Origin of the sequence: Paenacidovorax caeni (genome assembly GCF_001298675.1) — a bacterium.
GTDB lineage: Bacteria > Pseudomonadota > Gammaproteobacteria > Burkholderiales > Burkholderiaceae_C > Paenacidovorax > Paenacidovorax caeni.
Map to the genome: position 1 here is coordinate 1 of NZ_CYIG01000025.1, position 26,209 is coordinate 26,209.

Sequence of the window (26,209 nt, forward strand, 5' to 3'; positions counted from 1 at the left end):
CGTGATCGACGAGGCCAACCGCGAGGCCCTGGCCATCCAGGTGGCCCAGTCACTGCCGGCCTCGATGCTGATTCGCACGATGGACCGTTTGGTCGATTGGTACGGCGCGCCACTATCGATCCGGATGGACAACGGCCCGGAGATGACCAGCCACGACTTCGTCGAATGGGCCCAGCGCAAGGGCATTGCCTTGAACTACATTGAGCCCGGTGAGCCCAACCAGAACGCCTACATCGAACGGTTCAACAGGACATTCCGCACCGAGGTGCTCGATGCCTATCTGTTCAATTCCATCGAGCAAGTCCAGGCCATCGCGGACGACTGGCTAACCCAGTACAACGAGTACCGACCGCATGACGCCCTGGGTGGCGTGCCGCCCAAGCAGTTCATGCCCAGATTGATCACCACAACCGCCGCAGACTCTGGAAATCAACTGTCTGCTTGACAGGGGAGCTTACGGTCGGCGCTGGAAGCGTTCGACGCCGACGTGCTCATCGTCCAAGAGTGCGAAGACCCTGTCCTGGCCAAAGATGCCGCCTACCTGGAATGGGCCGGTCATTACCTCTGGACAGGCCCCTCCAAAAACAAAGGCATCGGCGCATTCGCCCGCCGTGGTGTGTCCTTAACACCTGCCCCCTTGGATATTCAGCCACTGCAGCTGTTTTTGCCGTGCCGCGTCAACGACGACTGGCCACTGTTGGCCACCTGGACCAGGCAGGCCCACTCTCCCACTTTCGGCTACATCGGTCAGCTCTGGAAACTTCTGCAGGCCCACAGCGCGTTTCTCGATCACCCCCGCGCCATGCTGGCCGGCGACCTCAATAGCAATGCCTGCTGGGATCAGTGGGATCGATGGTGGAACCACTCGGATGTTGTGAACGAACTTGGCAAGCTGGGGCTCGTGAGTGCGTACCACCGGTATTTTGAGGAGGACCAAGGCCAGGAGAGTCAAAAGACATTTTTCCTGCAGCGCAACCCTGCCAAGGGGTATCACATCGACTACGTGTTTGCAGCTCCTGGCTGGGGGACGGGCGTTTTATCCGTGGGGGAGCAAGACACTTGGCTGCCCCTGAGCGACCACATGCCCTTGATAGCCACCTTCCCCGCCAGCTAAGCGCGGCTCATTGCAGCACGCCTGCGCGGGGCCACCATCCCGTTCTTTCGGTCAGGCAGTCATCCGCGCATGAACACCCTGGGTGTTCGGAAAGGGGAAAAGAAACCGTGGAACCCAGCTCTCAGCCCTTGGGCGTTGGCGCATCGGGCAGCAGGCAGGCCTCGGCGATCTGCAGGTTGTTGTCCTTGGCGAAGTTCAGCACGAAATCCCAGGCCATGGGCTCGTGCGCCTGCAGGTCGCGGTGCACCACCACGCACTTCACGCCGTTCAACGTGGTGGGGATGCACCAGGGGGAATAGCTCAGGTGGCTGCCGGGGCGCGTCCCTCCGGGGCGGAACTGACTCATCACGCCGGCCAACCGCTCCGCCCAGTCGCTTGGGCGGAAGGTACGCCCCTCGTGGGTGATGCCCTGGATGAAGACTTCTCGGGTGTCAGGTTGTATCGCCATTCAGGTCGCCATCGTGCATCGTGGAGAGGGGCAGCGCCGGCGGGATCGCCACCTTGGCGCAAAACCCGGAGATTCTAACTCTTATATAAGAGTCGGCCCTCTAATCCGGTATTTCGCAACGCATCTGCATGCAACGGGGCGAACCCGTACACCGGGTGGGCTGCGCACTCTAGAATCTCGCTTCCCTTTTGAACCGGCAAGGCCCACCGGCCCGCCACCGCTTTGGAGATCGTCCGCATGTCCGCTTTCATCGAGGCTGCCTCACCCCACGTGATGAACACCTATGGGCGCGTGCCCATCGCGCTGGAGCGAGGCCAGGGCTGCCGCGTGTGGGACGTGAACGGCAAGGAATACCTCGACGCGCTGGGCGGCATCGCCGTGAACACGCTGGGCCACAACCACGCCAAACTCGTGCCCGCGCTGCAGGAACAGATTGCCAAGCTGATCCATACCTCGAACTACTACCACGTGCCCGGCCAGGAACGCCTGGCGGCCAAGCTGGTGGAGCTGTCGGGCATGAGCAAGGTGTTTTTCTGCAACTCCGGCCTGGAAGCCAACGAGGCCGCGATCAAGATCGCACGCAAGTTCGGCGTGGACAAAGGCATTGCCAACCCCGAAATCGTGGTCTACGAGAAGGCCTTCCACGGCCGCTCCATCGCCACCATGTCGGCCACGGGCAACCCCAAGATCCGCAGCGGCTTCGGCCCGCTGGTGGAAGGGTTCATCCGCGTGCCGCTGAACGACATCGACGCCATCAAGCAAGCCACCGAAGGCAACCCCAACGTGGTGGCGGTGTTCTTCGAGACCATCCAGGGCGAGGGCGGCATCAACCCCGCGCGCTCCGAATACCTGCGCGACCTGCGCAAGCTGTGCGATGAGCGCGACTGGCTCATGATGATCGACGAGGTGCAGTGCGGCATGGGCCGCACCGGCAAGTGGTTCGCCCACCAGTGGGCCGGCATCGTGCCCGACGTGATGCCGCTGGCCAAGGGCCTGGGCTCGGGCGTACCCATCGGAGCGGTGGTGGCAGGCCCCAAGGCCGCCGACGTGCTGCAGCCCGGCAACCACGGCACCACCTTCGGCGGCAACCCGCTGGCCATGCGCGCGGGCGTGGAAACCATCCGCATCATGGAGGAAGACGGCCTGCTGGAAAACGCCGCCACCGTGGGCGCCCACCTCAAGGCCAGCCTGGAGCGCGCACTGGGCAGCCTGCCCGGCGTGAAGGAGATTCGCGGCCAGGGCCTGATGCTGGGCGTGGAGCTGGACCGCCCCTGCGGCGCGCTCATCGGCCAGGCGGCCGAGGCTGGGCTGCTGTTGAGCGTGACGGCCGACAGCGTGATCCGCATCGTGCCGCCGCTGATCCTCACCACCGCCGAGGCCGACGAGATCGTGGCGCGCCTCACTCCCCTGGTCAAAGCCCTGCTGGCGCAATGATGCCGGCTGCCACCATGAAACACTATCTGCAATTCAAGGACTTCAGCGCCGATGAGTACGCCTACCTGTTCGAGCGCGCAGCGCTGATCAAGAAGCGCTTCAAGACCTACGAGAAGTACCAGCCGCTGGCTGACCGCACGCTGGCCATGATCTTTGAGAAGGCCAGCACGCGCACGCGCGTGAGCTTTGAGGCCGGCATGTACCAGCTAGGCGGCAGCGTGGTGCACCTGACCACGGGCGACAGCCAGCTGGGACGCGCCGAGCCCATCGAGGATTCGGCGCGCGTCATCAGCCGCATGACCGACATCGTGATGATCCGCACCTTCGAGCAAGCCAAGATCGAGCGCTTTGCCGAATACTCGCGCGTGCCCGTCATCAACGGCCTGACGAACGAGTTCCACCCCTGCCAGATCCTGGCGGACATCTTCACTTACATCGAGCACCGCGGCTCCATCGCCGGCAAGACCGTGGCCTGGGTAGGCGACGGCAACAACATGGCCAACACCTGGCTGCAGGCCGCCGAGATCCTCGGCTTCAAGGTGCACGTGAGCACACCCAGCGGCTACGAGATTGATGAGAAATTGGCCGTTGGCCCTGGCGGGGCAAGCGCTGGCAGCTATCAATTTTTCAGCAATCCGATGGACGCCTGCCGCGGCGCCGACCTGGTCACCACCGACGTGTGGACCAGCATGGGCTACGAGGCCGAGAACGAGGCGCGCAAGAAAGCCTTTGCCGACTGGTGCGTGGATACCGAGATGATGGCCGCCGCCAAGCCCGATGCCCTGTTCATGCATTGCCTGCCGGCCCACCGCGGCGAGGAAGTGCAAGCCGACGTCATCGACGGCCCCCAGTCCGTGGTCTGGGACGAGGCGGAAAACCGCATGCACGTGCAAAAAGCGCTCATGGAATACCTGCTGCTCGGCCGTATTGCATAAGCCCCGCCCTGAGCGACTTCGTCGCTTCTCCTTCTCTCGCGCTACGCGCAGGAAGGGAGACGACGCCAGCGCGGCAGGGCGGCGCGGCCGGCTGAGGCCCTTGCGCGGCGTCTGCTGGCCTGGGCCGCGGCGGTTTCCCCATGAACGCGCGTCTATCCGCGCCATAATGCGCCCCCAATGCCCTGCGTGGCGGTGCGTCAGCCATCCCTGACGCCTGGCCTGCAGGGCATTGGCACATGTGCACCCCCGTGTGCCCCCCGCTCCCGACAACAACGCCGCCTGCCACCCAGGCGGCGTTTGTCCATGGGGCCCGTCTTTTTCCCTTCCCCTCTTTTTTTCTGGAACGCACCATGCGCCAAGAACACGATTTCATCGGCATCAAGACCATCCCTCCCGACGCCTACTGGGGCATCCACACCGCCCGCGCCGTCGAGAATTTCCCCATCACAGGCCAGTCCGTGGCCGCCATGCCCGCGCTGATCCGGGCCTTCGCCTTCGTCAAGAAGGCCGCCGCCCATGCCAATCTGCAGCTGGGCACGATCAGCGAACCCACTGCCCGCGCCATTGCCAAGGCCTGCGACGACCTGATCGCCGGCCAGTTGCACGACCAGTTCGTCGTGGACGTGATCCAGGGCGGCGCCGGCACCTCCACGAACATGAACGCCAATGAGGTGATCGCCAACCGTGCCCTAGAGCACCTGGGATTGCCCAAGGGCCGCTACGACGTGATCCACCCAAACGACCACGTCAACGCCTCGCAAAGCACCAACGACGCCTACCCCACAGCCGTCAAGCTCGCCACCTACGCAGGCATCCAGACGCTGCTGGAAGCCCTGGCGGCGCTGCGCGGCGCCTTTGAAGCCAAGGCCGAGGAATTCGCCTCCATCCTGAAGATCGGCCGCACCCAGTTGCAGGACGCCGTGCCCATGACGCTGGGACAGGAGTTCGCGGCCTTCGCCGCCATGGTGGCCGACGACGAAAAGCGCCTGCGCGAATCCGCCTACCTGATGACCGAGGTGAACATGGGCGGCACCGCCATCGGCACCGGCATCAATGCGCCCGTGGGCTATGTGGACGTGGTCGTGCCCACGCTGGCCGCGCTGTCGGGCGTGCCGGTGAGGGCCGCCGGCAACCTGATCGCCGCCACATCGGACACCGGGGCCTTCGTCGATATCTCCGGCGTGCTCAAGCGCATCGCCGCCAAGCTGTCCAAGATCAGCAACGACCTGCGCCTGCTGTCCTCCGGCCCGCAAGCCGGCGTGGGCGACATCCAGCTGCCCGCGCGCCAGGCCGGCTCGTCCATCATGCCGGGCAAGGTGAATCCGGTGATCCCCGAGGTAATGAACCAGGTGTGCTTCGAGGTCATCGGCAACGACGCCGCCATCACCATGGCCGCCGAGGCCGGCCAACTGCAGCTCAACGCCTTCGAGCCCCTGATGGCCTGGGCGCTGCACAAGAGCCTGCACCACCTGGCGCACGCCTGCGGCACGCTGCAAAAGCACTGCGTCGAGGGTATCGTGGCCAACCAGCACCTGCTGGACGAACGCATTGCCTCCTCGGTCACGCTGGTCACCGCACTGAACCCGCTGATCGGCTACGAGAAGGCCGCTGCCATCGCCAAAGCGGCCATGGCCTCGGGCCGGCCGATTGCCGAGGTGGCGGAAAGCCTGGGCATCATGGGCCAGGCGGAAATGCAAAAACTCCTCGTGGCCGAGCGCCTGACCCAGGCCGGCGCCCTGAGCGCTGCCTGACGCCACGGCAGGGGCACCAGCTGGCCCCTGCAAGGGTTGGAGTCAAAAACGGCTCCAGCCCTTTCCCAGAAAGCGCCAGAAGCTCTCAAATCAGGAGCTTACTGCGCCTTCCGGCGGTGCGTACCGCAGCCGCTGGACGGGCTGGAGCAACCACTGCAGCCGCCGCACCCGCTCTCGCGCGCCAGCGCCGGGTGCACGCGCTGCAAGGGCTTGCGCCAGCGCGCGGGCACAAAGCGCCACACCACATAGGCCGCGGCCAGGGCCACGATCAGCCCAACGATGATTTCCTGGGTCATGGGTCAACCTCCTCCAAGCGCCAAGGCGACGCGGTAGGTGATGAAGCTCGCGCTGTAGGCCAGCGCAAACAGATAGGCCGTCATCACCAGCGGCCAGCGCCAGCTGTTGGTCTCGCGCCGCACCGCGGCGATGGTGGAAATGCACTGCGGCGCGAAGACGAACCACACCAGCAGCGACAGCGCCGTGGCCAGCGACCAGTCGGCGGCAATCAGCGGGCCGAGCTGCTCGGCCACGGCATCGTCGTCCCGGCCCGACAGGGCATACACCGTGCCCAGCGCACCCACCGCCACCTCGCGCGCTGCCATGCCAGGCACCAGGGCGATGGCGATTTGCCAGTTAAAGCCGATAGGCGCCACCACGGGCTCGATCGCCTGGCCGATGCGGCCGGCGAAGCTGTGCTCGATGGCCGGGCCCTCGGCCCCTTGCGGCGGGGCGGGAAAGCTGGAAAGAAACCACAGCAGCACCGTCACCGCCAGGATGATGCCGCCAACGCGGCGCAGGAAGATCATGGCGCGCTCATACAGCCCGATGGCCAGACTGCGCACGCTCGGCCGGCGGTACGCAGGCAGCTCCATCAGCAGCGGCGTAGGGCCTGCCTGACGGCGCGCCAGCTTGGCCACCCAGGCCACGGCCATGGCGCTGACAATGCCGCCCACGTACAGGCCGAACAGCACCAGCCCCTGCAGGTTGAAAACACCCGCCACCGTGCGCGCCGGGATAAACGCGCCGATCAGCAGCGCATACACCGGCAGGCGCGCCGAGCAGGTCATGAGCGGTGCAATCAGGATGGTGACCAGCCGGTCACGCCAGCTCTCGATAGAGCGTGTGGCCATGATGCCCGGCACCGCGCACGCGAAGCTCGACAGCAGCGGGATGAACGAGCGCCCCGACAACCCCACAGTGCCCATCACGCGGTCGAGCAAGAAGGCCGCGCGCGGCAGGTAGCCCGAATCTTCAAGCGCCAGGATGAACAGGAACAGGATCAGAATCTGCGGCAGGAACACCAGCACCCCGCCCGCGCCGGCCAGCATGCCGTCGGTAATGAGGCTGCGCAGCACGCCCTCGGCCATGTGCGCGTTGACCCATTCGGCCAGCAGCTTAGTGCCGCCTTCGATCGCCTCCATGGGCCCTGCGGCCCAGCTGAACACAGCCTGGAACATCAGGAACAGCAGCACCGCCAGCAGCGCCATGCCCCACACGGGGTGCAGCACCACAGCGTCGATGCGGTCGTCCAGCAGCTTGTGCGCTGGCGCCTCGCGCACCGCCAGGCGCATGATGCGCTGTACCTCGTGGTGCAAATCCAGCACGCGCTGGCGCGGCTCGGCGCTGAGCTGCAGGGCCATGGGCGGGGGCGCCTCGGGCGCTACGCCGTCGAGCCATTGCAGCAGCTCATGGGCGCCATCGTGGCGCACCCCCACGCTGGCCAGCACCGGCACGCCCAGCGCCTGGGACAGTGCCTCGCGGTCGATAGCGATGCCGCGCTGATGCGCCATGTCGCTCATGTTGAGCACCAGCGCCATGGGCAAGCCCAGCGCGCGCGCCTCCAGCACCAGGCGCAGGTTCAGGCGCAGGTGGGTGGCATCGGTCACGCAAAGCAGCAGCTCGGGCAGCGCCTCGTCCGCGTGCTGGCCCGTGACGATGTCACGCGTGATGGCCTCATCCAGGCTGTGCGCGTGCAGGCTGTAGGTGCCAGGCAGATCGAGCACGCGCACGCGCCGCCCGCCAGCTGTCTGCAGCATGCCTTCCTTGCGCTCCACCGTGACGCCCGCGTAGTTGGCCACTTTCTGGCGCGCGCCAGTCATCAGGTTGAACAGCGCCGTCTTGCCGCAGTTGGGGTTGCCCAGCAGCGCCACGCGCAGCGCGCCCTGGGCCTGTGCCACGCTCATGCCGCGCCCTCTGCCTGCACCTGCACCAAAGCTGCTTCATGGCGGCGCAGTGCGAACGTGGCCTGGCCAACGCGCACCGCCAGGGGGTCGCCCCCGGGAAAGCCCCGCCCGATGACGCGCACCGGCTCGCCGGGCAGGAAACCGATCTCCATGAGCCGCAGCAGCAGCTCCTGCTGCTGCGCGTCCTGCGCCGCCGCCAGCGCCACAACGTGCGCGGTGGTAGCACTCGGCAAAGCGTCCAGACCCAAAGTGGCATGCGGGCCTGCCGGCCCCCCGGTGGCGTGGGAAGTCATATGCACGGTGGTAGCGATGTAACCGCAATCAATAAAACCTATTCTCATTATCATGCAAAACCCGAAATGCCTTTTAAATGCCTTTTGACAGGCATCAGCCCAGCCACAGTTGCCGCACAATGCGGGCCCGACCCCGTTCTCCCGCCCTGCCTGCCATGAGCCACCCCTGCCTGACCTGCGGCGCCTGTTGCGCGAGCTTTCGCGTTGATTTCTCCGCCCACGAAACGCAAGCATGCGGTGGCAGCGTGCCTGACGGGCTGGTGGTGGAACTGACCACCAGCCTGTGCCGCATGCGCGGCACCGACCACAGCCCGCCGCGCTGCGCAGCCCTGACCGGCCGCCTGGGCCAGCAGGTGGCCTGCGGCATCTACGAATGGCGCCCCTCGCCCTGCCGCGAGTTCGAGGACGGCAGCGACGCCTGCCAGCGCGCGCGGCGCCGCCATGGGCTGGCGCCGCTGGGCGACAACTGACCCTTGGCCACACCGCGCACGGCCTGCGAAAGGGAGGCGGGCCGGGCATCCCGGGGTATGGCGTAGAACATGGCGGCAGGCGTGCAGGCGTGCCCGTGGCGACTTCTGGACCCAGGTCAAAATGGGTTCTAGCCCTTTCCTGACAAGCGCTAGCAGCTCCTTTAACGATAGCACTGCGGTCACCTGCGGCGCAGCACGGGCGGCGGGGCTCGGGTAGCCTTGCGGGCCATGCCCGCCACCACACCCTCTCCCCCCCTCCCCGCGCGCACCGCCTGGGCCATGCTGCTGGCCCTGATCTGCGGCTTCGCGCTGAGCCAGGCCTTTCGCACCATCACCGCCATCATCGCGCCAGGGCTGCAGGCGGAGTTCGGCCTGTCGCCGCAGGCGCTGGGGGTGTTCGCAGGCGCCTTCGCTTTCGCGTTCGGCTGCATGCAGCTGTTCATGGGTGTGGGCATCGACCTGTTCGGCGTGCGGCGCACGCTGCTCACAGCCTTCCCGCTCACGGTGGCAGGCGCCCTGCTGTCGGCCTGGGCGCCGCAATGGGGCTTAGTCCTGTTGGGACAGGTGCTGATCGGCGTGGGCTGCGCGCCCGCTTTCCTGGTGTGCACGGTGTTCATCGCGCGGTATTTCGCCCCGCAGCGCTTTGCCCTGGTGTCGGGCGTGGCCATGGGCCTGGGGGGCCTGGGCATGCTGTTCACTGGCACGCCCCTGGCCTGGCTGGTGGAGCACTCGTCGTGGCGCACGGGTTTTACCGTGCTGGCAGGGCTGGGGGTGCTGGCCTGGCTGCTGATCTTCTGGCGCGTACACGAGCCCACGCGGGCCGCCCACACGCACGCGCACGAGTCGCTGGCCCAGGCAGTGCGTGGTTTTGGGGCCCTGTTCCTGCTGCCGCACACCTGGGGCATCATGCTGCTGGCGCTGGTGACTTACGCCGCCTTTTTGGCGCTGCGCGGGCTGTGGCTGGGGCCGCTGCTGATCGCGCGGCACGGCCTGTCGCTGGTGGAAAGCGGCAACGTGGCGCTGGTGTTCTCGCTGGTCTCGCTGTTCGGCCCGGCGCTGTTCGGGCGGCTCGACCCCGGCCCGGCGCGGCGGCGGCGCTGGATCATCACGGGCACGCTGACCATGGCCGCGCTGTTCCTGGCCATGGCGTTGCTGCACAGCGTCTGGGTGGACGTGGGCGGCGCCATTGCCCTGGGCCTGCTGTCGGGCTACATGGTGCTGCAGTACGCCGACGTGCGCACGGCCTACCCCGCCGCGATGACGGGGCGCGCCATGGCCGTGTTCACCATGGCCATGTTCCTGGGCGTGGCGCTGGTGCAGTGGGCCACGGGCCTGGTGGCATCGCTTGCCAGCGCCCAGGGGGCCGACCCGTACGTGGCCGTGCTGCTGGCCATCACGGCGCTGCTGTGCGCGGGGGCGCTGGCCTTTCGCCTGCTGCCCGCGCCGGAAAATGGCAAAAACAGCCTCTAGCCCTTACCTGGCAAGCGCTGGCAGCTACTGAAAGAGAAGCAAACTTTCAGCGGTACAGCCAGGGCTGGTCGAGCAGGCGTTCGCCCAGCAGCCGCATGGACAGGTCGCGCCCCCAGCGCATCATGCCCGTGGCGTGGAAGATGCGCCCGTTGCGCAGCGAGCGCGCCTGCACGCGCGCGGCGCGCTGCCAGCGGTTGAGCGCATAACGCCGCAGGCGCAGCGGCACCTCCAGGTCGTGCATGGACAGCGCGCTCTCCAGCTCCGCCGCGTCCTCGATGGCCATGCCCGCGCCCTGCGCCAGGTAGGGGCGCATGGGGTGGGCCGCGTCGCCGCACAGCGCCACCAGGCCCTGCGCCATTTGCGCGGGCGCGCGCAGCGGCGGGCGGTCGGCCAGGGGCCACAAGCGCCAACCGCCACCGGCGGCGGGCACACCGCGCACCACGTCCTGCAGCGCGGTGCAGGTTCCGGCCAGGGCCGACTCCAGATCGGCGGCGTTGGCGCTGTGGTCCCAGGTGTCGAGATCGTCGGGCGCCGGGCCTTCGATGATGACCACCAGGTTCTGCAGCTCGCCGCGGCGCACCGGGTACTGCACCACGTGCAAACGCGGCCCCAGCCAGGTCGTGACTTCGCTGGTGCGCAGGGCCTGTGGCAGCGCGGCCTGGGGCACCACCACGCGGTAGGCCAGGTGCCCGGTCACACGCGGCGGGCCGTCGCCCAGCAGCTGTGCCCGCACGCGGCTGCGCACACCGTCGGCGCCCAGCAGGGCATCGCCCTCGATGACTTTCTTGCAATGCGTGCGCACGGTGACGGCCTCGTCTGACGCGCTGTAGCCCTCAATGGTCTGCTCCAGGTTCAGGTGCACATCGGGCTGCTGCTGCAGCGCCTGGAGCAGCAGGCCGTGCAAGTCTGCCCGGTGGATTGACGCGTAGGCGGCACCATAGCGCTGCACTGCCGTGGCACCCAAGGCCAGGGTCCCGAGCTGCGCCCCGCTGAGCGCACAGCGCACCACCAGGCGCGGCGGAAACGCCGCCACGGCCTGCAGCGCGCCCTGCAGCCCCCAGGACTGGAGCCTGCGCACCACGTTGGGCCCGAGCTGCACGCCCGCCCCCACTTCGCTGAACACCGCGGCGCGTTCGAACAGCCGCACCTCCCACCCGGCGCGCGCGGCGCCGATGCCGGCGGCCAGCCCTGCAATGCCGCCGCCAGCAATCAATACCTGCTTCTTCATGCCCGTAATTGTGCGCCCGCGCCTGCTGCGTTTTCTGCTCGCCCCACGCGGCCTGTGAAGCGGGCACGCCCCAGGCCCGCAGACGCGGCGCAAGGGCTGCCCCGCCCACGATGGCGCCGGCCACATCCCACGCGCAGTGCGAGAGAAGGGAAAGCGACGCGGGCGCTCAGGCAGGCGTCGTTGTGCCCAGCAGCTGGCGCAAAACGTAGGGCAGGATGCCGCCCGCGCGGTAGTAGTCCACTTCGATGGGGGTGTCGATGCGCAGGCGCAGCGTCGCCTCGCGCCGCGTGCCGTCGGCGCTGTGAATGACCAGGCGGGCCAGGCTCTGCGGCGCCAGGGATGCGTCCAGCAGCAGGTCGATGCGCTCGCTGCCCGTGATGCCCAGCGACTGCCACGAATCGCTGCCGAGGAACTGCAGCGGCAGCACGCCCATGCCCACGAGGTTGGAGCGGTGGATGCGCTCGAAGCTGCGCGCCACCACGGCCTTGATGCCCAGCAGCTGCGTGCCCTTGGCCGCCCAGTCGCGGCTGGAGCCGGTGCCGTATTCCTCGCCCGCGAAGACCACGGTGGGCGTGCCCTGCGCCATGTACTGCTGCGCCGCGTCGAAGATGCTGAGCGTGTGCCCGCGCTGCGCGCCCTCGCCCTGGAACAGGGTGACGCCGCCTTCCTCGCGCGCGCCGTCGGCACGGGGCGGGATCATCAGGTTCTTGATACGCACGTTGGCGAAGGTGCCGCGCACCATCACGTCGTGGTTGCCGCGCCGCGCGCCGTAACTGTTGAAGTCCGCCTTCTGCACACCATGCGCCAGCAGCCACTGCCCGGCGGGCGAACTTTCCTTGATGGAGCCAGCGGGCGAGATGTGGTCGGTGGTGATCGAGTCGCCGAACAGCGCCATGATGCGCGCACCCATGACGGATTCAGTGCCTTTTTGGCCTCCAGCGCTTTCCTGGTGCGCGCTGGCAGCTCCTGAATCGAGAGCAAAACCGTGGAAGAACGGTGGCTCGGCAATGTAGGTGCTGCGCGGCCAGGTGTAGGTGACGCCCTCGACGCCGCGGATGGCGCTCCAGAGCTTGCCCGGCGCCTTGCGCACCTGCGCGTAGTTGGCGCGGAAGGCCTTGCCTTGCATGGCGTGGCGCATCAGCGCATGGATTTCGTCGCTGCTCGGCCAGATGTCGCCCAGGTACACGTCGCGCCCGCGCCGCCCCTGGCCCACGGGCTCGGTCATCAGGTCGCGCAGCACGGTGCCGGCAATGGCGTAGGCCACCACCAGCGGCGGGCTGGCGAGAAAGTTGGCCTTGATGTTGGGGTGGATGCGCGCCTCGAAGTTGCGGTTGCCCGAGAGCACGGCGGCGCACACCAAGTCGTTGCGCGTGATGGCGTCGTTCAGCTCGGGCGCCAGGTCACCCGCATTGCCGATGCAGGTGGTGCACCCGTAGCCCGCCACGGCAAAGCCCAGCTTTTCCAGGTAGGGCAGCAACCCGGTCTCGGTCAGGTACTGGGTGACGATGCGCGAGCCCGGCGCCAGCGAGGTTTTGATGTGCGGCTGCACCTTCAGGCCGGCCTCCACCGCCTTCTTCGCCAGCAGCCCCGCCGCCAGCAGCACACTGGGGTTGGAGGTGTTGGTGCAGCTGGTGATGGCGGCGATCAGCACGTCGCCATGGCCGAGGGTGGGCACCTTGTCGCCGCCAGCGGGCAGCGCGCACACCGCGCCGGGGGCCGCCTGCGCCGCCGCCAGCGCGGGCCGGTTGCCCACCATCTCGACCACGTCGCGCGCGGCGCCGGGGCGTGGCGCGGGCGCCTCCTGCGCCGGGGCGCCCTCGCCGCAGCCCAGGCGGTGGCGCTCGGCCAGGCGCCCGGCCGGCTGGTTGAAGCCGTTTTCTGCCACCGGCTTGCTGAACAGGGCGCTGAACTGCTGCTTCACTTGCCCGAGCTCGATGCGGTCCTGCGGGCGCTTGGGGCCGGCCAGGCTGGGCGTGACCTGGCCCAGGTCCAGGCGCACCACTTGCGAATAATCAATGTCGCCCGCGCCGGGCACGCCAAACAGGCCCTGCGCCTTGAAATATGCTTCGAAGGCTTCGATCTCGCTTTTGCTGCGGCCCGTGCCTTTGAAATAGGCCAGGGTTTTCTCGTCCACAGGGAAAAAGCCCATGGTGGCGCCATACTCGGGCGCCATATTGGCGATAGTGGCGCGGTCGGGCAGCGACAGCGAGCGCGTGCCGGCACCGAAGAATTCCACGAATTTGCCCACGACCTTGTGCTGGCGCAGCAATTCGGTCACGGTGAGCACCAGGTCGGTGGCCGTCACACCCTCGCGCAATTGGCCGGTCAATTCAAAGCCCACCACATCCGGGGTGAGGAAATACACCGGCTGCCCGAGCATCGCGGCTTCGGCCTCGATTCCCCCCACCCCCCAGCCCACCACACCAATGCCATTGATCATGGTGGTATGGCTGTCGGTGCCCACCAGGGTATCGGGGTAATACACGCCGTCCTTGCCGCAGTGCACGCCGCGCGCCAGATATTCCAGATTGACCTGGTGCACGATTCCAAATCCCGGCGGCACCACGCCAAAGGTATCGAAGGCCTGCATGCCCCATTTCATGAATTCGTAGCGCTCACGGTTGCGCTGGAATTCAAGCTTCATGTTCAGATCCAGCGCCTTTTTGCTGCCGTAATGGTCAACCATGATGGAATGGTCCACCACCAGATCCACCGGCACGAGTGGCTCGATTTTGCGCGGATCGCAGCCCAGGCGCGTGGCCGCGCTGCGCATGGCGGCCAGATCGGCGAGCAATGGCACGCCGGTGAAGTCCTGCAGCACCACGCGCGATACGACAAAGGGAATCTCGTCCTTGCGCTCGGCCTGCGGCTGCCAGCGCGCCAACTGCTCCACGTGCGCGGGGGTAATTTTGCGGCCGTCGCAATGGCGCAGCACCGCTTCCAGCACGATGCGCAACGACACCGGCAAGCGCCGAATCCCCGGGTACTTGCGCGCCAGCGCGGGCAGCGAGTACAGCGTGCCACGGCGCCCCGATGCGGTCTCGAACGGTTTGCGCAGGGAAGCGAAGGGATGGCGCGCGGCCATGGACGACGGTGAGGCCATGGGAATACTCCTGACTTGGGATGACGGGCGGGTATCTGCCCTCATTCTCGACAAACCCCGCGCCCATGCAATAGCCCCTGGAATACCCACAAAACAAAAAACCCGCTAAAAGCGGGCTTTTTTGTACCAAGTGGCAACGATCAGATCGCGAACTGCTCGCGATTTTCGTTCTGAATCCAACGCGGTGGCTTGCCACGGCCCGTCCAGGTTTGGCCGGTGGCGGGGTTACGGTATTTCGGAGCGACCTTGGCGCCCGTTGTGGCGGCAGGGCGTGCAGCACGGCCAGCGGGAAACACGTCCTGGGGCGTCAGCTCGAACTTGGCTACGAGTGCGCGAACCTGGGAAATGGCGTCGTTCAAAGCGGCCTTGCGGGCTTCGCTGATTTGCAAGTCCAGGGCTTCACGCTGTTTGAGCAGCTCATCGTAAGAGATGGTCATGGTGATATAGGGATAGTGATGAAATGAAGGCCTGATTATATGGATATTCAAAACACCGCGCACAACCTCAGACGGATTTACCCATACGCAATTTCCACAATATCCCCACCGCGCGATTACATCTCCGATACGGGCTGCGGATTGTCCGGCTGCGCCCAAACCTTGTCGATACGCCGTCCATCCAAATCCACGACTTCAAATACCCAGCCCGCGCACGGAATACGTTCGCCCACGGCCGGCAAATGCCCCGATACGGAGAGCAGCAGGCCAGCAACCGTGTTGTAGCGTCCCCTGTCCTCGCCCGGTAAATCGCGTATATCAAGCCGCGCCTTCAATTCCGAAACGGGCATCTGGCCGTCCAGAAGCCATGAGCCATCCTCGCGCAGCGTGGCCCAGGTATCGTCGTCGCTGCCCGGCAGCAATTCGCCAGTAATGGCCTCCAGCAGATCGCGCGGTGTCATGGTGCCCTGCACCACGCCATATTCATCGACCACGAACACAAACCGCCCTGAGCCAATGCGCAATTGGCCCAGCAATTCCAGTCCGCTGAGGGTTTCTGGCAAAAAATGGGCGGGCTGCGCATAGTCCTGCAGCGTGCCCGGTGCGTCGGCGGGCAGGGCCAGCAGCTGCGCCACGCCCACCACCCCCACCACCTCGTCCAGCGAGCCCTGGCACACCGGGTACCAGGAGTGCGCGCCCTTACCGCCATCGGCACTGGCCAGGCGCAACGCCGTGTGCACCGAGAGCCCGGCTTCAAGCCACTGCACCTCGGAGCGCGGCACCATCAGCGAGGTGAGCGGGCGGTCATCCAGGCGGAACACGTTCTGCACCATCTGGTGCTCGTGGTGCTCGATCACGCCAGCCTCACGGCCCTCTTCCAGGCTCGCGGCGATTTCCTCCTCGGTCACGGCACGGCCCGCCGCGTTGTCGATACGCAGCAGCTTGAGCACCGCCTGGGTGGACAGCGTCAGCGCGCGCACGAACGGCTTGGCCACGCGCGCCACGCCCGCCATGGGCCGCGCCACCAGGCGCGCCACGGCCTCAGGGTAGAGCTGGCCGATGCGCTTGGGCACCAGCTCGCCGAACACGATGGTGGTGAACGTGATGGCCGAGACGACCACGGCCGTGGCCGTGATGCCCGCCGCCGCCTCGGGCATGCCAAGCTGGCGCAGCCACAGGCCGAGGTCGGCGCTGAACGCGGCCTCGCCCACAATGCCGTTGAGCATGCCGATGGAGGTAATGCCCACCTGCACCGAAGAGAGAAACTGCGTGGGGTCGTCCAGCAGCCGCAATGCCGCGCGTGCACCCTTGTCGCCGTCCTCAGCCATCGCCGCCAGGCGCAGCTTGCGGCTCGACGCCAGGGCCAGCTCCGACATCGCGAACACGCCATTGAGCAGGGTCAGCAGCGCGATCAGCAGAAAATCCATGGCTTTATTGGTAACGAAATCCTTCCATGGCACTGTACTGTATCGGCGACATCCAGGGCTGCAGCGACGCGCTTGAGCGGCTGCTGGCGCACATTGGCTTCTCGCCCAGCCGCGACACCGTGTACCTGCTGGGCGACCTGGTGAACCGCGGCCCCGACTCGGCCGCCGTGCTGCGCCGCTGCATGCGCCTGGACGGCGCGCTGCGCCCGCTGCTGGGCAACCACGACCTGCACCTGCTCGCCGCCGCGCACGGCACGCGCCGCGCCTCGCGCCGCGACACGCTGACCAGCGTGCTCGACGCGCCCGACCGCAACACGCTGCTCGACTGGCTCTGCCAGCAGCCACTGGCGCGCGCACACCAGCACGCTGGCGAGCGGCTGCTGATGGTGCACGCCGGCCTGCTGCCCGCCTGGAGCGCGGACGACACCCTGGCCCTGGCGGAGGAGGTGCAGGCCGTGCTGCGTGGCCCGGGCCTGCCCCAGTTCCTGCAGGCCATGTACGGCAACCAGCCCGACCGCTGGCACGATGGTCTGCAGGGCATGGAGCGCCTGCGCGTTATCGTCAACGCCCTGACGCGGCTGCGCTTTTGCTCGCCCGCAGGCGTGATGGATTTCGACAGCACCGAGAGCGCGGCCCAGGCGCCCGCCGGCCTGCTGCCCTGGTTCGACGTGCCGGGACGGCGCAGCGCGGACACGCTGGTCGCCTTCGGCCACTGGTCCACCCTGGGCTGGCTGAACCGGCCCCACCTGCTGGCGCTGGACACCGGCTGCGTCTGGGGCGGGTGCTTGAGCGCCGTGCGCTTCGGCGCCACGCTGGCCGAGCGCGAGCTGTGCCAAGTGCAGTGCCCACAAGCACAGCAGCCTGGCTGAACCACTGCGCCATCTACTCCTGAAAAAAGAGCTGCTAGCGCTTGATGGGAAATGATTTCAGCATCAAAAAATGTCGAAACCCTTACCCATCAAGCGCTAGCAGCTCCTGTTTTTGACGAATCAGACGGCCTGCAGCAGCGCCGCCATGTCTGGCGACTGCCACAGCGTGCCATCGCCAGCCGCAGCCAGCACGGCCACACCGGGGTGGCGCGCGCTCCAGGCTGGCACGGCGGCAGCGCCCTGCACCATCAGCGCGGTGCCCCAGCCGTTGACCGCCTCCACATCGCGCGCGAACAGCGCCACACCATGCACGCCGGTGGTAGGCCAGCCGGTGTGCGGGTCCAGCACGTGGTGCAGGCGGCGCCCGCCGCGCACGAAGCCGCGCTCGTAATCGCCTGACGAGGCCACCACGGCGCGGCCCTCGATCGCAATCGCACCCAGCAGCTGTGCCGGCGCGCGCGGGTCGCGCACGCCCACGCGCCATGGGCGGCCCTGCAGGCGGCCCGCCGTGAGCACGTCGCCACCGCCGTTGAGCAGCGCGTTTTCCACGCCCTCGTGCTGCAGCACGCGCAGGCCTGCGGCCAGGATGGGCAGCTTGGCGATGCCGCCCAGATCCAGCGCCATCCCGGGCCGCGCCAGGTAGGCTGTGCCGGCCTGGGCGTCAAGCCGCAGCGCCTGCCCGTCCACGCGGCGCAGGGCCTGTGCAATGGCGGCTGGCGTGGGCACGGCCTGCTGCCCGGGCTCGAAATGCCAGCCGTCCAGCGCCCCCACGGTGGGGTCAAACGCGCCCGCGCTCTCGCGGTACATGCGCGCTGCGCTGTGCAGCACGGCCAGCACCTCGGGCACCACGGGCACGGGTGCATGCCCGGCCGCTGCGCCGATGCGGCGCACCACGCTGTCGGCGTGGTAGCGGCTCAGCAGCGCTTCCAGGCGCTGCATCTCGGCAAAGGATTTGGCGATGGCCGCCTGGGCCAGCCGGGCGTCTGGCGCATCCACCACGATGTCCACGCGCGTGCCCATGAGGTTGCGGCTCGCGCGCTGGGGGCCTGCCGCCACGGCGCTGCCGTACGCGGCCCAGGGCAGCGCCCCGAGCAGCGGCAGCGCCAGGGCGAAACGCCGGCGCGACAGCCGCCCACTTTGCAGTGCATTGGTCATGGCACGCTCCGCAGGCATCAGATGGACTGGTCGGCCATGAAGTCCACGGCGGCCTTCACCTCATCGTCGCCCAGCGTGGCTGCGCCACCACGCGCCGGCATCATGCCCTTGTTGCCGGTGAAACCCTCGAGCGCGTGCTTGTACAGCGTGTCCTTGCCCTGGGCGATGCGCGGGCCCCAGTCGGCCTTGTCGCCCGGCTTGGGCGCGCCGGCCACGCCGGCGGCATGGCACATGGAACAGGTTTTGCCATAGACGCTCTTGCCCACGGTGTTCTCCGGCGCCGCGGGCGCGGCAGGGGCCGGCGCGGGCGCCGCAGCGACGGGTGCGGGGGCGGGGGCCGGCGCGGGTGCCTCGGTCTTGCCACAGGCAGCGAGCAGCAGGACGGCCGCTGTCAGGGTCATGGACAGGGAGATCGATTTCATGTGAATGCCTTTCTTCTAGCAGAGCAACAAACAAAAAAAGGATGGAAGACGGGCCAAACCGCGCACCGCGCAGGCCCCTTACCCAGCTTCCATCCGGCTGGCGCCAGTGTGTAAGCTTTTGACAAATATTCATTTGACATGAATCAATATATAAATGAACATTTTAGGTGACTATTTGCGCGCCCTACCGCATTCGGCGGAAGGCTTGCAACCCACCCGCCCTGATACCCCACCCGCACCATGCCCATGCACCTGCTTCGCTCCATGACCCGGCTGCGCTGGTGCGTGCTCGCGTGGTTCGCGCTGTGCTACGGGGTCGCCCTTGCCACCCCGCTGGTCAAGCCACACGCGCTGGCGCTGGTGTGTTCCAGCAGCGGCATGGCGCTGGTGTCCCATGCCGACGGCAGCCACCCGCCCCTGGCCAAGCCCGGCCTGGACTGTCCGCTGTGCCTGCTGGGCAGCGCCCCGCCATCGCAACCGAGCGCACGGCTGCCGCTGCAGCCCGCCGCCCCTGAATCCGTCGCCATGCCGCCGGGCCTGATGGCCCTGGCGCCCTCGGGGGCACCGCCCCCGGCACGCGCACCACCGTTTCCCCTTTGCCAATCAGAAAGAGGCTAACCATGAGTAAGAAGAGCGCAGACCTAAGCACCGAAACCGCCGGCATTGGCCGCCGCCGTTTCATCAACACCGCCGCACTGGCGGGCCTGACGGTGGGCGTTGCCGCGTGCAACGACAAGCCCGCTGCCGCACCCGCCGCCGCGCCTGCAGCACCGGCCCCCGCTGCACCCGCCGCCAGCCATGGCGGCGCCAACGTACACCTGAAGCCGGGCGAGCTGGACACCTACTACGGCCTGTGGAGCGGTGGCCATACCGGCGACATGCGCGTGCTGGGCCTGCCCTCGGGGCGTGAAATTCACCGCATCCCCTGCTTCGTGCCCGACGCGCTGGTGGGCTGGGGCGTGACCAACGAATCCAAAGCGGTCATGGGCACCAAGGCCGACGGCCACCTGAAGTACACCGTCGCCGACACGCACCACACGCACGCCTCGTACAAAGACGGCAACTACGACGGCCGCTACGCCTGGATCAACGACAAGATCAACAGCCGCGTCGCCCGTATCCGCCTCGACTACTTCGTCTGCGACAAGATCACCGAACTGCCCAACGTACAGGGCTTCCACGGCATCTTCCCCGACAAGGCCGACCCGGTGGATCCGGCCATCAACTACACCACGCGCGTGTTCTGCGGCGGCGAGTTCGCCATTCCCATGCCCAACGACGGCAAGGGCGTGAACGACCCAACCAAGTACCACTCCATGTTCACCTGCGTGGACGCCGAGACCATGGAAGTGCGCTGGCAGGTGCTGATCGACGGCAACTGCGACCTGGTGGCCACGTCCTATGACGGCAAGCTGGCCGCCACCAACCAGTACAACACCGAGAACGGCATCCACTACGAGGACATGATGTCCGCCGAGCGTGACGCCTGTCTGTTCTTCAACATCGCACGCATCGAGGAGGCCGTGAAGGCCGGCAAGTTCAAGACCGTTGGCAGCTCCAAGGTGCCGGTGGTGGACGGCTCCCACGAAGCCAACAAGGACCCCAAGACCGCGCTGGTGGCTTACGTGAGCGTGCCCAAGAACCCCCACGGCGTGAACGCCTCGCCCGACGGCAAGTACTTCATCTGCGCCGGCAAGCTCTCGCCCACGGCCACCACCATCGAGCTGGCCAAGGTGCTGGAATGGTTCGACGGCAAACTCGAGAAGCTCGACGACGCCATCGTCGCCGAGGTCGAGATCGGCCTGGGCCCGCTGCACACCGCCTTCGACGGCCGCGGCAACGCCTACACCACGCTGTTCCTGGACAGCCAGGTGGTGAAGTGGAACGTGGAGAAGGCCATCGCCTTCCACAAGGGCGACAAGAACGCCAAGTACGTGGTGGACCGCCTGGACGTGCACTACCAGCCTGGCCACATCAACGCCTCGCAGTCCGAAACCAAGGCCGCCGACGGCAAGTTCCTGGCCGTGGGCTGCAAGTTCTCCAAGGACCGCTTCCTGCCCGTGGGCCCGCTGCACCCTGAGAACGAGCAGCTCATCGACATCTCGGGCGAGAAGATGGTGCTACTGGCCGACCACCCGGTGCGCGGCGAGCCACATGACTTCATCATCTTCAAGCGCGACATCGTCAAGCCTAAGCAGGTGTATTCGCTCGACGACTTCCCGCTGGCCATCAAGGACCCGAAGGAATCGGGCGTGACGCGCAACGGCAAGAAGGTCACCGTCAAGCTCACCTCGCAAGCGCCGGCCTTCAGCCTGCGCGAGTTCACGGTGAAGAAGGGCGACGAGGTCACGCTGATCCTGACCAACCTGGACAAGATCGAGGACCTGACGCACGGCTTCGCCATCCCGAACTACAACGTGAACTTCATCGTCAACCCGCTGGAAACCAAGTCGGTCACCTTCACGGCTGACAAGCCTGGCGTGTTCTGGTGCTACTGCACGCACTTCTGCCACGCACTCCACCTGGAAATGCGCACGCGCATGATCGTGGAGGCGTAAGGAACACCCCCTGGGACGCTGTGGGCCGTCCCAGGGGGCATTTAGACAAATCGGCCCCAAACGCTGGCAGCGCAAGCGCTGCCGGCTATTAAATAAGTAGTGCAATGCCCACCCACGGTTCCCGGTTCGCCGCCCTTTTCCTAGCTTTGCTGCTGGCGCTCACGATGCTGCTGGCGCCCCGTGCCCACGCAGGCGCCTACGAGGCCGAGTTGCCCGCCAACCTGGCCACCGCGCCCGACCTGTGCGCGCTGCTGCCCTGCGCCGAGGTGTTTCCCGGCGCCACGCGGTTCTCCCAACGCAAGGGCCAGCCGCCCTACGTCGAGGCCTACGGCAAAGAGGGCAGCGAGGGCGACAAGCTGCTGGGCTACGTCATGCTCTCCACCGACATCACCGACACGCCCGCCTACTCGGGCAAGCCGGTGGTCACGCTCATCGGCATGGACAAGGATGGCCGCTTCGTCGGCATCAAGGTGCTCAAGCACTCCGAGCCCATCCTGCTGCTGGGCATTCCCGAATCGGCGCTGATCAACTTCAACAACCAGTACCTGGGCAAGTCGGTCACCGACACCATCGAGGTCGGCCCCTCGCGCCCCGATGAGAACGTCATCGGCGTCGATGCCATCTCCGGCGCCACTGTCACCGTGGTGGCGCAGAACCAGGTGGTCATGGCCTCCGGCGCCGCCGTGGCGCGCCAGACCGGCATCATCGCCCCCACGGTACGCGCGCAGGCACGCTTCACTACCACCGGCCAGACCTACGACTGGGCCCAGCTCGTGCAGATGGGCGCGGTGCAGCGCCTGCGGGTCTTGCCCGAGCAGGTGGGCCTGCCACGCGGCCCCGAGCCGTTCATCGAGCTGTGGTTCGGCGACCTGAACCAGCCCGACGTGGGCCGCAGCCTGCTGGGCAAGAACGGCTTCGAGAGCCTGCGCTCGCGCCTCAAGGAGGGCGAGAACGCGCTGTTCGTCATCAAGACCGCGGGGCAGGAGTCGTTCAAGGGCTCGGGCTTCGTGCGCGGCGGCATCTTCGACCGCGTGCAGGTCAAGCAGGGGGCGGACTCGTTCACCTTCCGCGACCTGGATTCGCTCAACCTCTACGGGCTCGACGCCGCCGGCGCGCCCAGCTACAACGAATCGGCCATCTTCATCATCCGCTCGCAGGCCTTCTCGGCCGCCTACCCGTGGAAGTTCGCCTTCTTGGGCAACCGCGTCGACCGCGCCACCGGCCACCGCAGCTTCGCCGTGTTCGAGGCCAAATACTGGCTGCCCGCAGCCCTGCTCGAAGGCGGCCGCCCCGAGGTCCAGGAGCCTGACGCGCCTTGGGTGCGCATCTGGAAGTCGCAGGCGTTGCCCATCGGCCTGTTTGCCCTGCTGCTGGTCGCCGTCACCGTGGTGTATGCGCTGCGCGAGAAGCTCACGCGCCTGTCCACGCACAAGAACAAGTGGCCCGTCAACGGCTTCAAGTACACGTTCTGGGCCCTCAGCATCTTCTGGATTGGCTTCGGCACCATGGCCCAGCCCTCCATCACGCAGGTGCTGACCTGGTTCCACTCCATCCTGTTCCAGTGGACCTGGTCGCTGTTCCTGTCCGATCCGTTCATTTTCCTGTTCTGGATCTTCATCATCGTCACCGTGTTCCTGTTCGGGCGCGGCCTGTTCTGCGGCTGGATGTGCCCGTTTGGCTCACTGCAAGAGGCCATCTTCAAGATCGCCAAAGCCATCGGCCTCAAGCGCTTCCAGACCCAGCTGCCGCAGAAGTGGCACGACCGCCTGAAGTGGGTGAAGTACGCCGTGTTCTTCTTCCTGCTCACGGTGTCGATGTTCTCCATGGGCCTGGCGGAAAAGCTGGCCGAGGTCGAGCCGTTCAAGACCACCTTCCTGGTCGGCGTGATGAACCGCGCCTGGCCCTACGGCCTGTTCGTGGCCGCCATCCTGGGGGTGTCGATCTTCATCGAGCGGCCCTATTGCAAGTACATCTGCCCGCTGGGCGCGTCGCTGGCCATGCCGAGCACGTTCCGCTGGTTCGGCCTCAAGCGCAAGCAAGACTGCAACAGCTGCAAGGCCTGCGCCGTGGGCTGCGGCGCCCAGGCCATCGACACCGATGGCCGCATCGACCACCGCGAGTGCCTGCACTGCCTCGACTGCATGATCCTGTACACCGACACCAAGGGCTGCCCGCCCCTGGCCAAGGAGCGCAAGCGCCGCGAGAAGGACGGCCTGGAGATCACGCCCATCGGCGCCAACGGCTACTTCATCCCCATCCACCCGGCCAAGGTGGAGGACCAGATCGCCGCCAAGGCCAAGAACGGCCCCGACCCGCGCATGCCCACCGCCCCCACCCTGCCCGCGCACAAGCGTGGCGTAGGCGCCGCCAAGTGGCTGCTGCTGGAGCTGCGCGACCACCTGTGGCCGTGGAGCAGCGAAGGCTGGCACAGCCGCCGCGCGCTGCAGATGGCCGGCATCGCCCTGGCCGTGGCGGCCAGCGTGGCGTGGGTGATGACGGCCCTGGGCCATCTGTCCTCGGGGGCCATCATCGGCTGGTGGTTCGGTTGGAGCGTGTACGAGGCGCTGATCCGCCTGTCGGGTCGCCGCTATGTCAAGGACGGCCCGTGGTGGCGCGACAACTACCGTATGTCCGGGGTGTTCGACATGATCAGCTACGTCGGCTTCAAGAACCTGATGATCGGCGCCGCGCTGTTCCTGGCGCTGCAGGCCCTGGGGTCGTTCACCCCATGAAGGGCGCCATCACCCACTTAAGCCGGGCCCTGGTGCTGTGGATCGCCGGGGCCTGCCAGGCAGCCACCCTCACCGTACGCCCGGGTGATGACCTGGCCGCCGCCGTGCGCGCGGCCCAGCCCGGCGACACGGTGCAAGTGCAGCGCGGCCAGTACCGCGCCAACCTGCTGATCGACAAGCCGCTGACGCTGCGCGGGCTGGACCGCCCTACCCTGAGCGGTGGCAACCAGGGTGACACCATCCGCGTGACCGCGCCGGACGTGGTGATCGAAGGGCTGATCGTGCGCGACTCGGGCGACGACCTGAAGGCGCAAAACGCCGGCATCTACCTCTACCCCGGCGCGCACCGCGCCGTGGTGCGCCACTGCGACCTGACGTACAACCTGTTCGGCTTGTGGATCGAGAAAGCCGACGACGTGCGCATCGAGCACAACGTCATCACCGGCAAGCGCGAGTACGCCTCGCCGCAGCGCGGCAACGGCGTGCAGCTCTACAACACAAAGGGCGCGCAGATCCTGAACAACGACATCAGCTTCGTCCGCGACGCGCTGTACGTGGATGTGTCGCACCACGCGGTGTTCAAGGGTAACCGTCTGCACCACAGCCGCTACGGCACGCATTACATGAACTCCTACTACAACCTGTGGGAGGACAACGACACCTATTACAACCGCGGCGGCCTGGCCCTGATGGAGGTGCGCGACCAGGTGGTGCGCGGCAACCGCGCCTGGGGCAACTCCGACCACGGCATCATGCTGCGCACGCTGCAGGACTCGGTGATCGAGAACAACGTGGTGGCAGGCAACAACCGCGGCTTCTTCATCTACGACGTCGAGTACATCAAGCTCAACGACAACCTGATCGTCGACAACACCGTAGGCGTGCACCTGTCGGCCGGCTCGAAGAACAACGAGGTGGAGGGCAACGACCTCATCGGCAACCGCGAACAAGTGCGCTACGTGGGCGCACGCGACGAGCGCTGGGGCACGCAGCGCGGCAACCACTGGAGCAACTACCTGGGCTGGGACCGCGATGGCGACGGCATGGGCGACGTGCCCTACGAGGCCAACGACATGGTGGACCGCCTGACCTGGCGCCACCCCAGCGTCAAGCTCCTGCTGGCCAGCCCGGCGGTGCAGGCGTTGCGCCTGGTGGGGCGGCAATTCCCGATTCTGCGTGCGCCTTCGGTGGTCGATCCCCACCCGCGCATGCAGCCCGGCCACAAAGATTGGAGTGAATGGCGTGGTAAGCACTTTCCCGGCCAGTGATGCACTGGCCATCTCGCTGCACGATGTGAGCAAGCACTACGGCGCGCTGCGTGCTGTCGATGGCGTGAGCCTGGACATCCCGCGCGGCGAAATTCTCGGCCTCATTGGCCACAACGGCGCGGGCAAGAGCACCCTGTTCAAGATGATGCTCGGCCTCACACGTGCCACCCAGGGCGATATCCGCATGGGCGGTGCCTCGGTCACCGGGCGCGATTTTCGCGCTGCGCGGCGCCAGCTCGGCTACCTGCCCGAGAACGTGGTGCTGTACGACAACCTCGACGGGCTGGAGACGCTGCAGTTCTTTGCCCGCCTCAAGGGCGCGCCGCTGGCCGAATGCCCGGCCATGCTGGAGCGCGTGGGCCTGGGCCATGCCGGCCGCCGCCCGGTGCGCGAGTACTCCAAGGGCATGCGCCAGCGCCTGGGCTTTGCCCAGGCATTGCTGGGCAGCCCACGCGTGCTGTTTCTCGACGAGCCCACCAACGGACTGGACCCGGCCGCCATCCGTGACTTCTACGCCACACTGCGCGCGCTGCAGGCCGACGGAGTCACGGTCATCATCACCTCGCACATCCTGTCGGAACTGCAGGAGCGTGTGGACCGCCTTGCCATCCTCGCTTCGGGCCGCCTGCAGGCCGTAGGCAGCGTGCAGGCGCTGCGCGAACAGACGCGCATGCCGCTGACCGTGGAGCTAGAGCTGGACGCCACCGACGCACCCGCCGCCGCCCAGGCGCTGCAAGGCGCCACCGGCATCGCGCCCGAGGCCACGCCCGCCGGCCTGCGCCTGCAGTGCCCGCGCGAGCAGAAGATGGCCGTGCTCGCTGCGCTGGCCCCGCTGGGCGCGCGCGTGCGCGACCTGAAGTTGCTGGAGCCCTCGCTGGAAGACGTGTTCTTCGGCTTCGCGGCCTAAACCCC

At 67.1% G+C, this 26,209-nt stretch carries 23 protein-coding genes; 13 read left to right on the top strand and 10 right to left on the bottom strand.

Annotated elements, in window-relative coordinates; all coding sequences use genetic code 11:
* Together BN2503_RS11415 and BN2503_RS11420 are read left to right on the top strand one after the other, a co-directional pair.
* Positions 1 to 445, top strand: a 445-nt coding sequence (locus tag BN2503_RS11415; RefSeq protein ID WP_148639749.1) for an integrase core domain-containing protein, incomplete at its 5' end; no start/stop codon positions are given.
* Positions 446 to 466: 21 nt separating this feature from the next.
* Entirely contained in the window at positions 467 to 1,114 is a 648-nt protein-coding gene (locus BN2503_RS11420; RefSeq protein ID WP_054256793.1) for an endonuclease/exonuclease/phosphatase family protein, read from the top strand.
* 121 nt (positions 1,115 to 1,235) lie between these two features.
* Here the strand turns inward: BN2503_RS11420 and BN2503_RS11425 are convergent, their stop codons facing one another.
* Positions 1,236 to 1,562, bottom strand: coding sequence for a DUF3579 domain-containing protein (locus BN2503_RS11425; RefSeq protein ID WP_054256794.1), 327 nt, complete (start codon positions 1,560 to 1,562; stop codon positions 1,236 to 1,238).
* Positions 1,563 to 1,799: 237 nt separating this feature from the next.
* Between BN2503_RS11425 and BN2503_RS11430 the strand changes: the two genes are divergently transcribed.
* From BN2503_RS11430 to BN2503_RS11440, 3 genes are all read left to right on the top strand, one after another.
* Positions 1,800 to 2,996 carry an aspartate aminotransferase family protein gene (locus BN2503_RS11430; RefSeq protein ID WP_054256827.1) on the top strand — a complete coding sequence of 399 codons (1,197 nt, stop codon included), beginning with the start codon at positions 1,800 to 1,802 and terminating at the stop codon, positions 2,994 to 2,996.
* A 14-nt stretch (positions 2,997 to 3,010) separates the two neighbouring features.
* Positions 3,011 to 3,931, top strand: a complete 921-nt coding sequence (argF, locus tag BN2503_RS11435) for an ornithine carbamoyltransferase (RefSeq protein WP_054256828.1) — start codon at positions 3,011 to 3,013, stop codon at positions 3,929 to 3,931.
* Between the two features lie 350 nt (positions 3,932 to 4,281).
* Positions 4,282 to 5,682, top strand: coding sequence for an aspartate ammonia-lyase (locus tag BN2503_RS11440; RefSeq protein WP_054256795.1), 1,401 nt, complete (start codon positions 4,282 to 4,284; stop codon positions 5,680 to 5,682).
* Between the two features lie 98 nt (positions 5,683 to 5,780).
* Here the strand turns inward: BN2503_RS11440 and BN2503_RS11445 are convergent, their stop codons facing one another.
* From BN2503_RS11445 to BN2503_RS11455, 3 genes are read right to left on the bottom strand one after another with little or no spacing between them, the layout of a single operon-like run.
* On the bottom strand, positions 5,781 to 5,978 hold the full coding sequence (locus BN2503_RS11445) for a FeoB-associated Cys-rich membrane protein (protein WP_054256796.1): 198 nt from the start codon (positions 5,976 to 5,978) through the stop codon (positions 5,781 to 5,783).
* A 3-nt stretch (positions 5,979 to 5,981) separates the two neighbouring features.
* A complete protein-coding gene (gene feoB, locus BN2503_RS11450; protein ID WP_054256797.1) occupies positions 5,982 to 7,865 on the bottom strand; it encodes a ferrous iron transporter B in 1,884 nt (627 codons plus the stop codon).
* Complete coding sequence (locus BN2503_RS11455; protein ID WP_054256798.1) at positions 7,862 to 8,158, bottom strand: FeoA family protein; 297 nt, start codon at positions 8,156 to 8,158, stop codon at positions 7,862 to 7,864. Before BN2503_RS11455 ends, feoB begins: the two co-directional genes overlap by 4 nt.
* A gap of 155 nt (positions 8,159 to 8,313) precedes the next feature.
* On the opposite strand from BN2503_RS11455, the gene BN2503_RS11460 reads away from it, so the two are divergent.
* Entirely contained in the window at positions 8,314 to 8,628 is a 315-nt protein-coding gene (locus tag BN2503_RS11460) for a YkgJ family cysteine cluster protein (RefSeq protein WP_054256799.1), read from the top strand.
* 228 nt (positions 8,629 to 8,856) lie between these two features.
* On the top strand, positions 8,857 to 10,098 hold the full coding sequence (locus tag BN2503_RS11465; protein WP_054256800.1) for an MFS transporter: 1,242 nt from the start codon (positions 8,857 to 8,859) through the stop codon (positions 10,096 to 10,098).
* A gap of 46 nt (positions 10,099 to 10,144) precedes the next feature.
* Here the strand turns inward: BN2503_RS11465 and BN2503_RS11470 are convergent, their stop codons facing one another.
* From BN2503_RS11470 to BN2503_RS11485, 4 genes are all read right to left on the bottom strand, one after another.
* A complete protein-coding gene (locus BN2503_RS11470; protein WP_054256801.1) occupies positions 10,145 to 11,326 on the bottom strand; it encodes an FAD-dependent monooxygenase in 1,182 nt (393 codons plus the stop codon).
* Positions 11,327 to 11,492: 166 nt separating this feature from the next.
* On the bottom strand, positions 11,493 to 14,429 hold the full coding sequence (locus BN2503_RS11475) for an aconitate hydratase (RefSeq protein WP_054256802.1): 2,937 nt from the start codon (positions 14,427 to 14,429) through the stop codon (positions 11,493 to 11,495).
* A 140-nt stretch (positions 14,430 to 14,569) separates the two neighbouring features.
* Positions 14,570 to 14,866: an H-NS histone family protein gene (locus tag BN2503_RS11480; protein ID WP_054256803.1), complete on the bottom strand. Its 297-nt coding sequence runs from the start codon at positions 14,864 to 14,866 to the stop codon at positions 14,570 to 14,572.
* A gap of 116 nt (positions 14,867 to 14,982) precedes the next feature.
* Entirely contained in the window at positions 14,983 to 16,293 is a 1,311-nt protein-coding gene (locus BN2503_RS11485; RefSeq protein ID WP_054256804.1) for a hemolysin family protein, read from the bottom strand.
* Between the two features lie 26 nt (positions 16,294 to 16,319).
* On the opposite strand from BN2503_RS11485, the gene BN2503_RS11490 reads away from it, so the two are divergent.
* Positions 16,320 to 17,162 (top strand): symmetrical bis(5'-nucleosyl)-tetraphosphatase, encoded by an 843-nt coding sequence (locus tag BN2503_RS11490; RefSeq protein ID WP_054256805.1) that lies wholly within the window; start codon positions 16,320 to 16,322, stop codon positions 17,160 to 17,162.
* 120 nt (positions 17,163 to 17,282) lie between these two features.
* Here the strand turns inward: BN2503_RS11490 and BN2503_RS11495 are convergent, their stop codons facing one another.
* Together BN2503_RS11495 and BN2503_RS11500 are read right to left on the bottom strand one after the other, a co-directional pair.
* A complete protein-coding gene (locus BN2503_RS11495; protein ID WP_054256829.1) occupies positions 17,283 to 18,317 on the bottom strand; it encodes an FAD:protein FMN transferase in 1,035 nt (344 codons plus the stop codon).
* A 17-nt stretch (positions 18,318 to 18,334) separates the two neighbouring features.
* On the bottom strand, positions 18,335 to 18,739 hold the full coding sequence (locus BN2503_RS11500) for a c-type cytochrome (RefSeq protein WP_054256806.1): 405 nt from the start codon (positions 18,737 to 18,739) through the stop codon (positions 18,335 to 18,337).
* Positions 18,740 to 18,985: 246 nt separating this feature from the next.
* Between BN2503_RS11500 and BN2503_RS11505 the strand changes: the two genes are divergently transcribed.
* From BN2503_RS11505 to BN2503_RS11525, 5 genes are all read left to right on the top strand, one after another.
* Complete coding sequence (locus tag BN2503_RS11505; RefSeq protein WP_054256830.1) at positions 18,986 to 19,357, top strand: hypothetical protein; 372 nt, start codon at positions 18,986 to 18,988, stop codon at positions 19,355 to 19,357.
* A 2-nt stretch (positions 19,358 to 19,359) separates the two neighbouring features.
* The gene (gene nosZ / locus BN2503_RS11510) at positions 19,360 to 21,297 is read left to right on the top strand and encodes a TAT-dependent nitrous-oxide reductase (RefSeq protein ID WP_054256807.1); all 1,938 of its coding nucleotides are present in this window, start codon (positions 19,360 to 19,362) and stop codon (positions 21,295 to 21,297) included.
* Positions 21,298 to 21,401: 104 nt separating this feature from the next.
* A complete protein-coding gene (locus BN2503_RS11515) occupies positions 21,402 to 24,029 on the top strand; it encodes a NosR/NirI family protein (RefSeq protein ID WP_054256808.1) in 2,628 nt (875 codons plus the stop codon).
* Complete coding sequence (locus tag BN2503_RS11520) at positions 24,026 to 25,297, top strand: nitrous oxide reductase family maturation protein NosD (protein ID WP_054256809.1); 1,272 nt, start codon at positions 24,026 to 24,028, stop codon at positions 25,295 to 25,297. The genes BN2503_RS11515 and BN2503_RS11520 overlap by 4 nt, the downstream gene beginning before the upstream one ends.
* On the top strand, positions 25,272 to 26,204 hold the full coding sequence (locus BN2503_RS11525; RefSeq protein ID WP_054256831.1) for an ABC transporter ATP-binding protein: 933 nt from the start codon (positions 25,272 to 25,274) through the stop codon (positions 26,202 to 26,204). Before BN2503_RS11520 ends, BN2503_RS11525 begins: the two co-directional genes overlap by 26 nt.
* Positions 26,205 to 26,209: the final 5 nt, after the last annotated feature.

Coding starts and splice junctions, on each gene's coding strand:
- BN2503_RS11425 (WP_054256794.1), bottom strand. CDS start 1,562: ATGGCGATACAACCTGACACCCGAGAAGTCTTCATCCAGGGCATCACC.
- BN2503_RS11430 (WP_054256827.1), top strand. CDS start 1,800: ATGTCCGCTTTCATCGAGGCTGCCTCACCCCACGTGATGAACACCTAT.
- argF (WP_054256828.1), top strand. CDS start 3,011: ATGAAACACTATCTGCAATTCAAGGACTTCAGCGCCGATGAGTACGCC.
- BN2503_RS11440 (WP_054256795.1), top strand. CDS start 4,282: ATGCGCCAAGAACACGATTTCATCGGCATCAAGACCATCCCTCCCGAC.
- BN2503_RS11445 (WP_054256796.1), bottom strand. CDS start 5,978: ATGACCCAGGAAATCATCGTTGGGCTGATCGTGGCCCTGGCCGCGGCC.
- feoB (WP_054256797.1), bottom strand. CDS start 7,865: ATGAGCGTGGCACAGGCCCAGGGCGCGCTGCGCGTGGCGCTGCTGGGC.
- BN2503_RS11455 (WP_054256798.1), bottom strand. CDS start 8,158: ATGACTTCCCACGCCACCGGGGGGCCGGCAGGCCCGCATGCCACTTTG.
- BN2503_RS11460 (WP_054256799.1), top strand. CDS start 8,314: ATGAGCCACCCCTGCCTGACCTGCGGCGCCTGTTGCGCGAGCTTTCGC.
- BN2503_RS11465 (WP_054256800.1), top strand. CDS start 8,857: ATGCCCGCCACCACACCCTCTCCCCCCCTCCCCGCGCGCACCGCCTGG.
- BN2503_RS11470 (WP_054256801.1), bottom strand. CDS start 11,326: ATGAAGAAGCAGGTATTGATTGCTGGCGGCGGCATTGCAGGGCTGGCC.
- BN2503_RS11475 (WP_054256802.1), bottom strand. CDS start 14,429: ATGGCCTCACCGTCGTCCATGGCCGCGCGCCATCCCTTCGCTTCCCTG.
- BN2503_RS11480 (WP_054256803.1), bottom strand. CDS start 14,866: ATGACCATCTCTTACGATGAGCTGCTCAAACAGCGTGAAGCCCTGGAC.
- BN2503_RS11485 (WP_054256804.1), bottom strand. CDS start 16,293: ATGGATTTTCTGCTGATCGCGCTGCTGACCCTGCTCAATGGCGTGTTC.
- BN2503_RS11490 (WP_054256805.1), top strand. CDS start 16,320: ATGGCACTGTACTGTATCGGCGACATCCAGGGCTGCAGCGACGCGCTT.
- BN2503_RS11495 (WP_054256829.1), bottom strand. CDS start 18,317: ATGACCAATGCACTGCAAAGTGGGCGGCTGTCGCGCCGGCGTTTCGCC.
- BN2503_RS11500 (WP_054256806.1), bottom strand. CDS start 18,739: ATGAAATCGATCTCCCTGTCCATGACCCTGACAGCGGCCGTCCTGCTG.
- BN2503_RS11505 (WP_054256830.1), top strand. CDS start 18,986: ATGCACCTGCTTCGCTCCATGACCCGGCTGCGCTGGTGCGTGCTCGCG.
- nosZ (WP_054256807.1), top strand. CDS start 19,360: ATGAGTAAGAAGAGCGCAGACCTAAGCACCGAAACCGCCGGCATTGGC.
- BN2503_RS11515 (WP_054256808.1), top strand. CDS start 21,402: ATGCCCACCCACGGTTCCCGGTTCGCCGCCCTTTTCCTAGCTTTGCTG.
- BN2503_RS11520 (WP_054256809.1), top strand. CDS start 24,026: ATGAAGGGCGCCATCACCCACTTAAGCCGGGCCCTGGTGCTGTGGATC.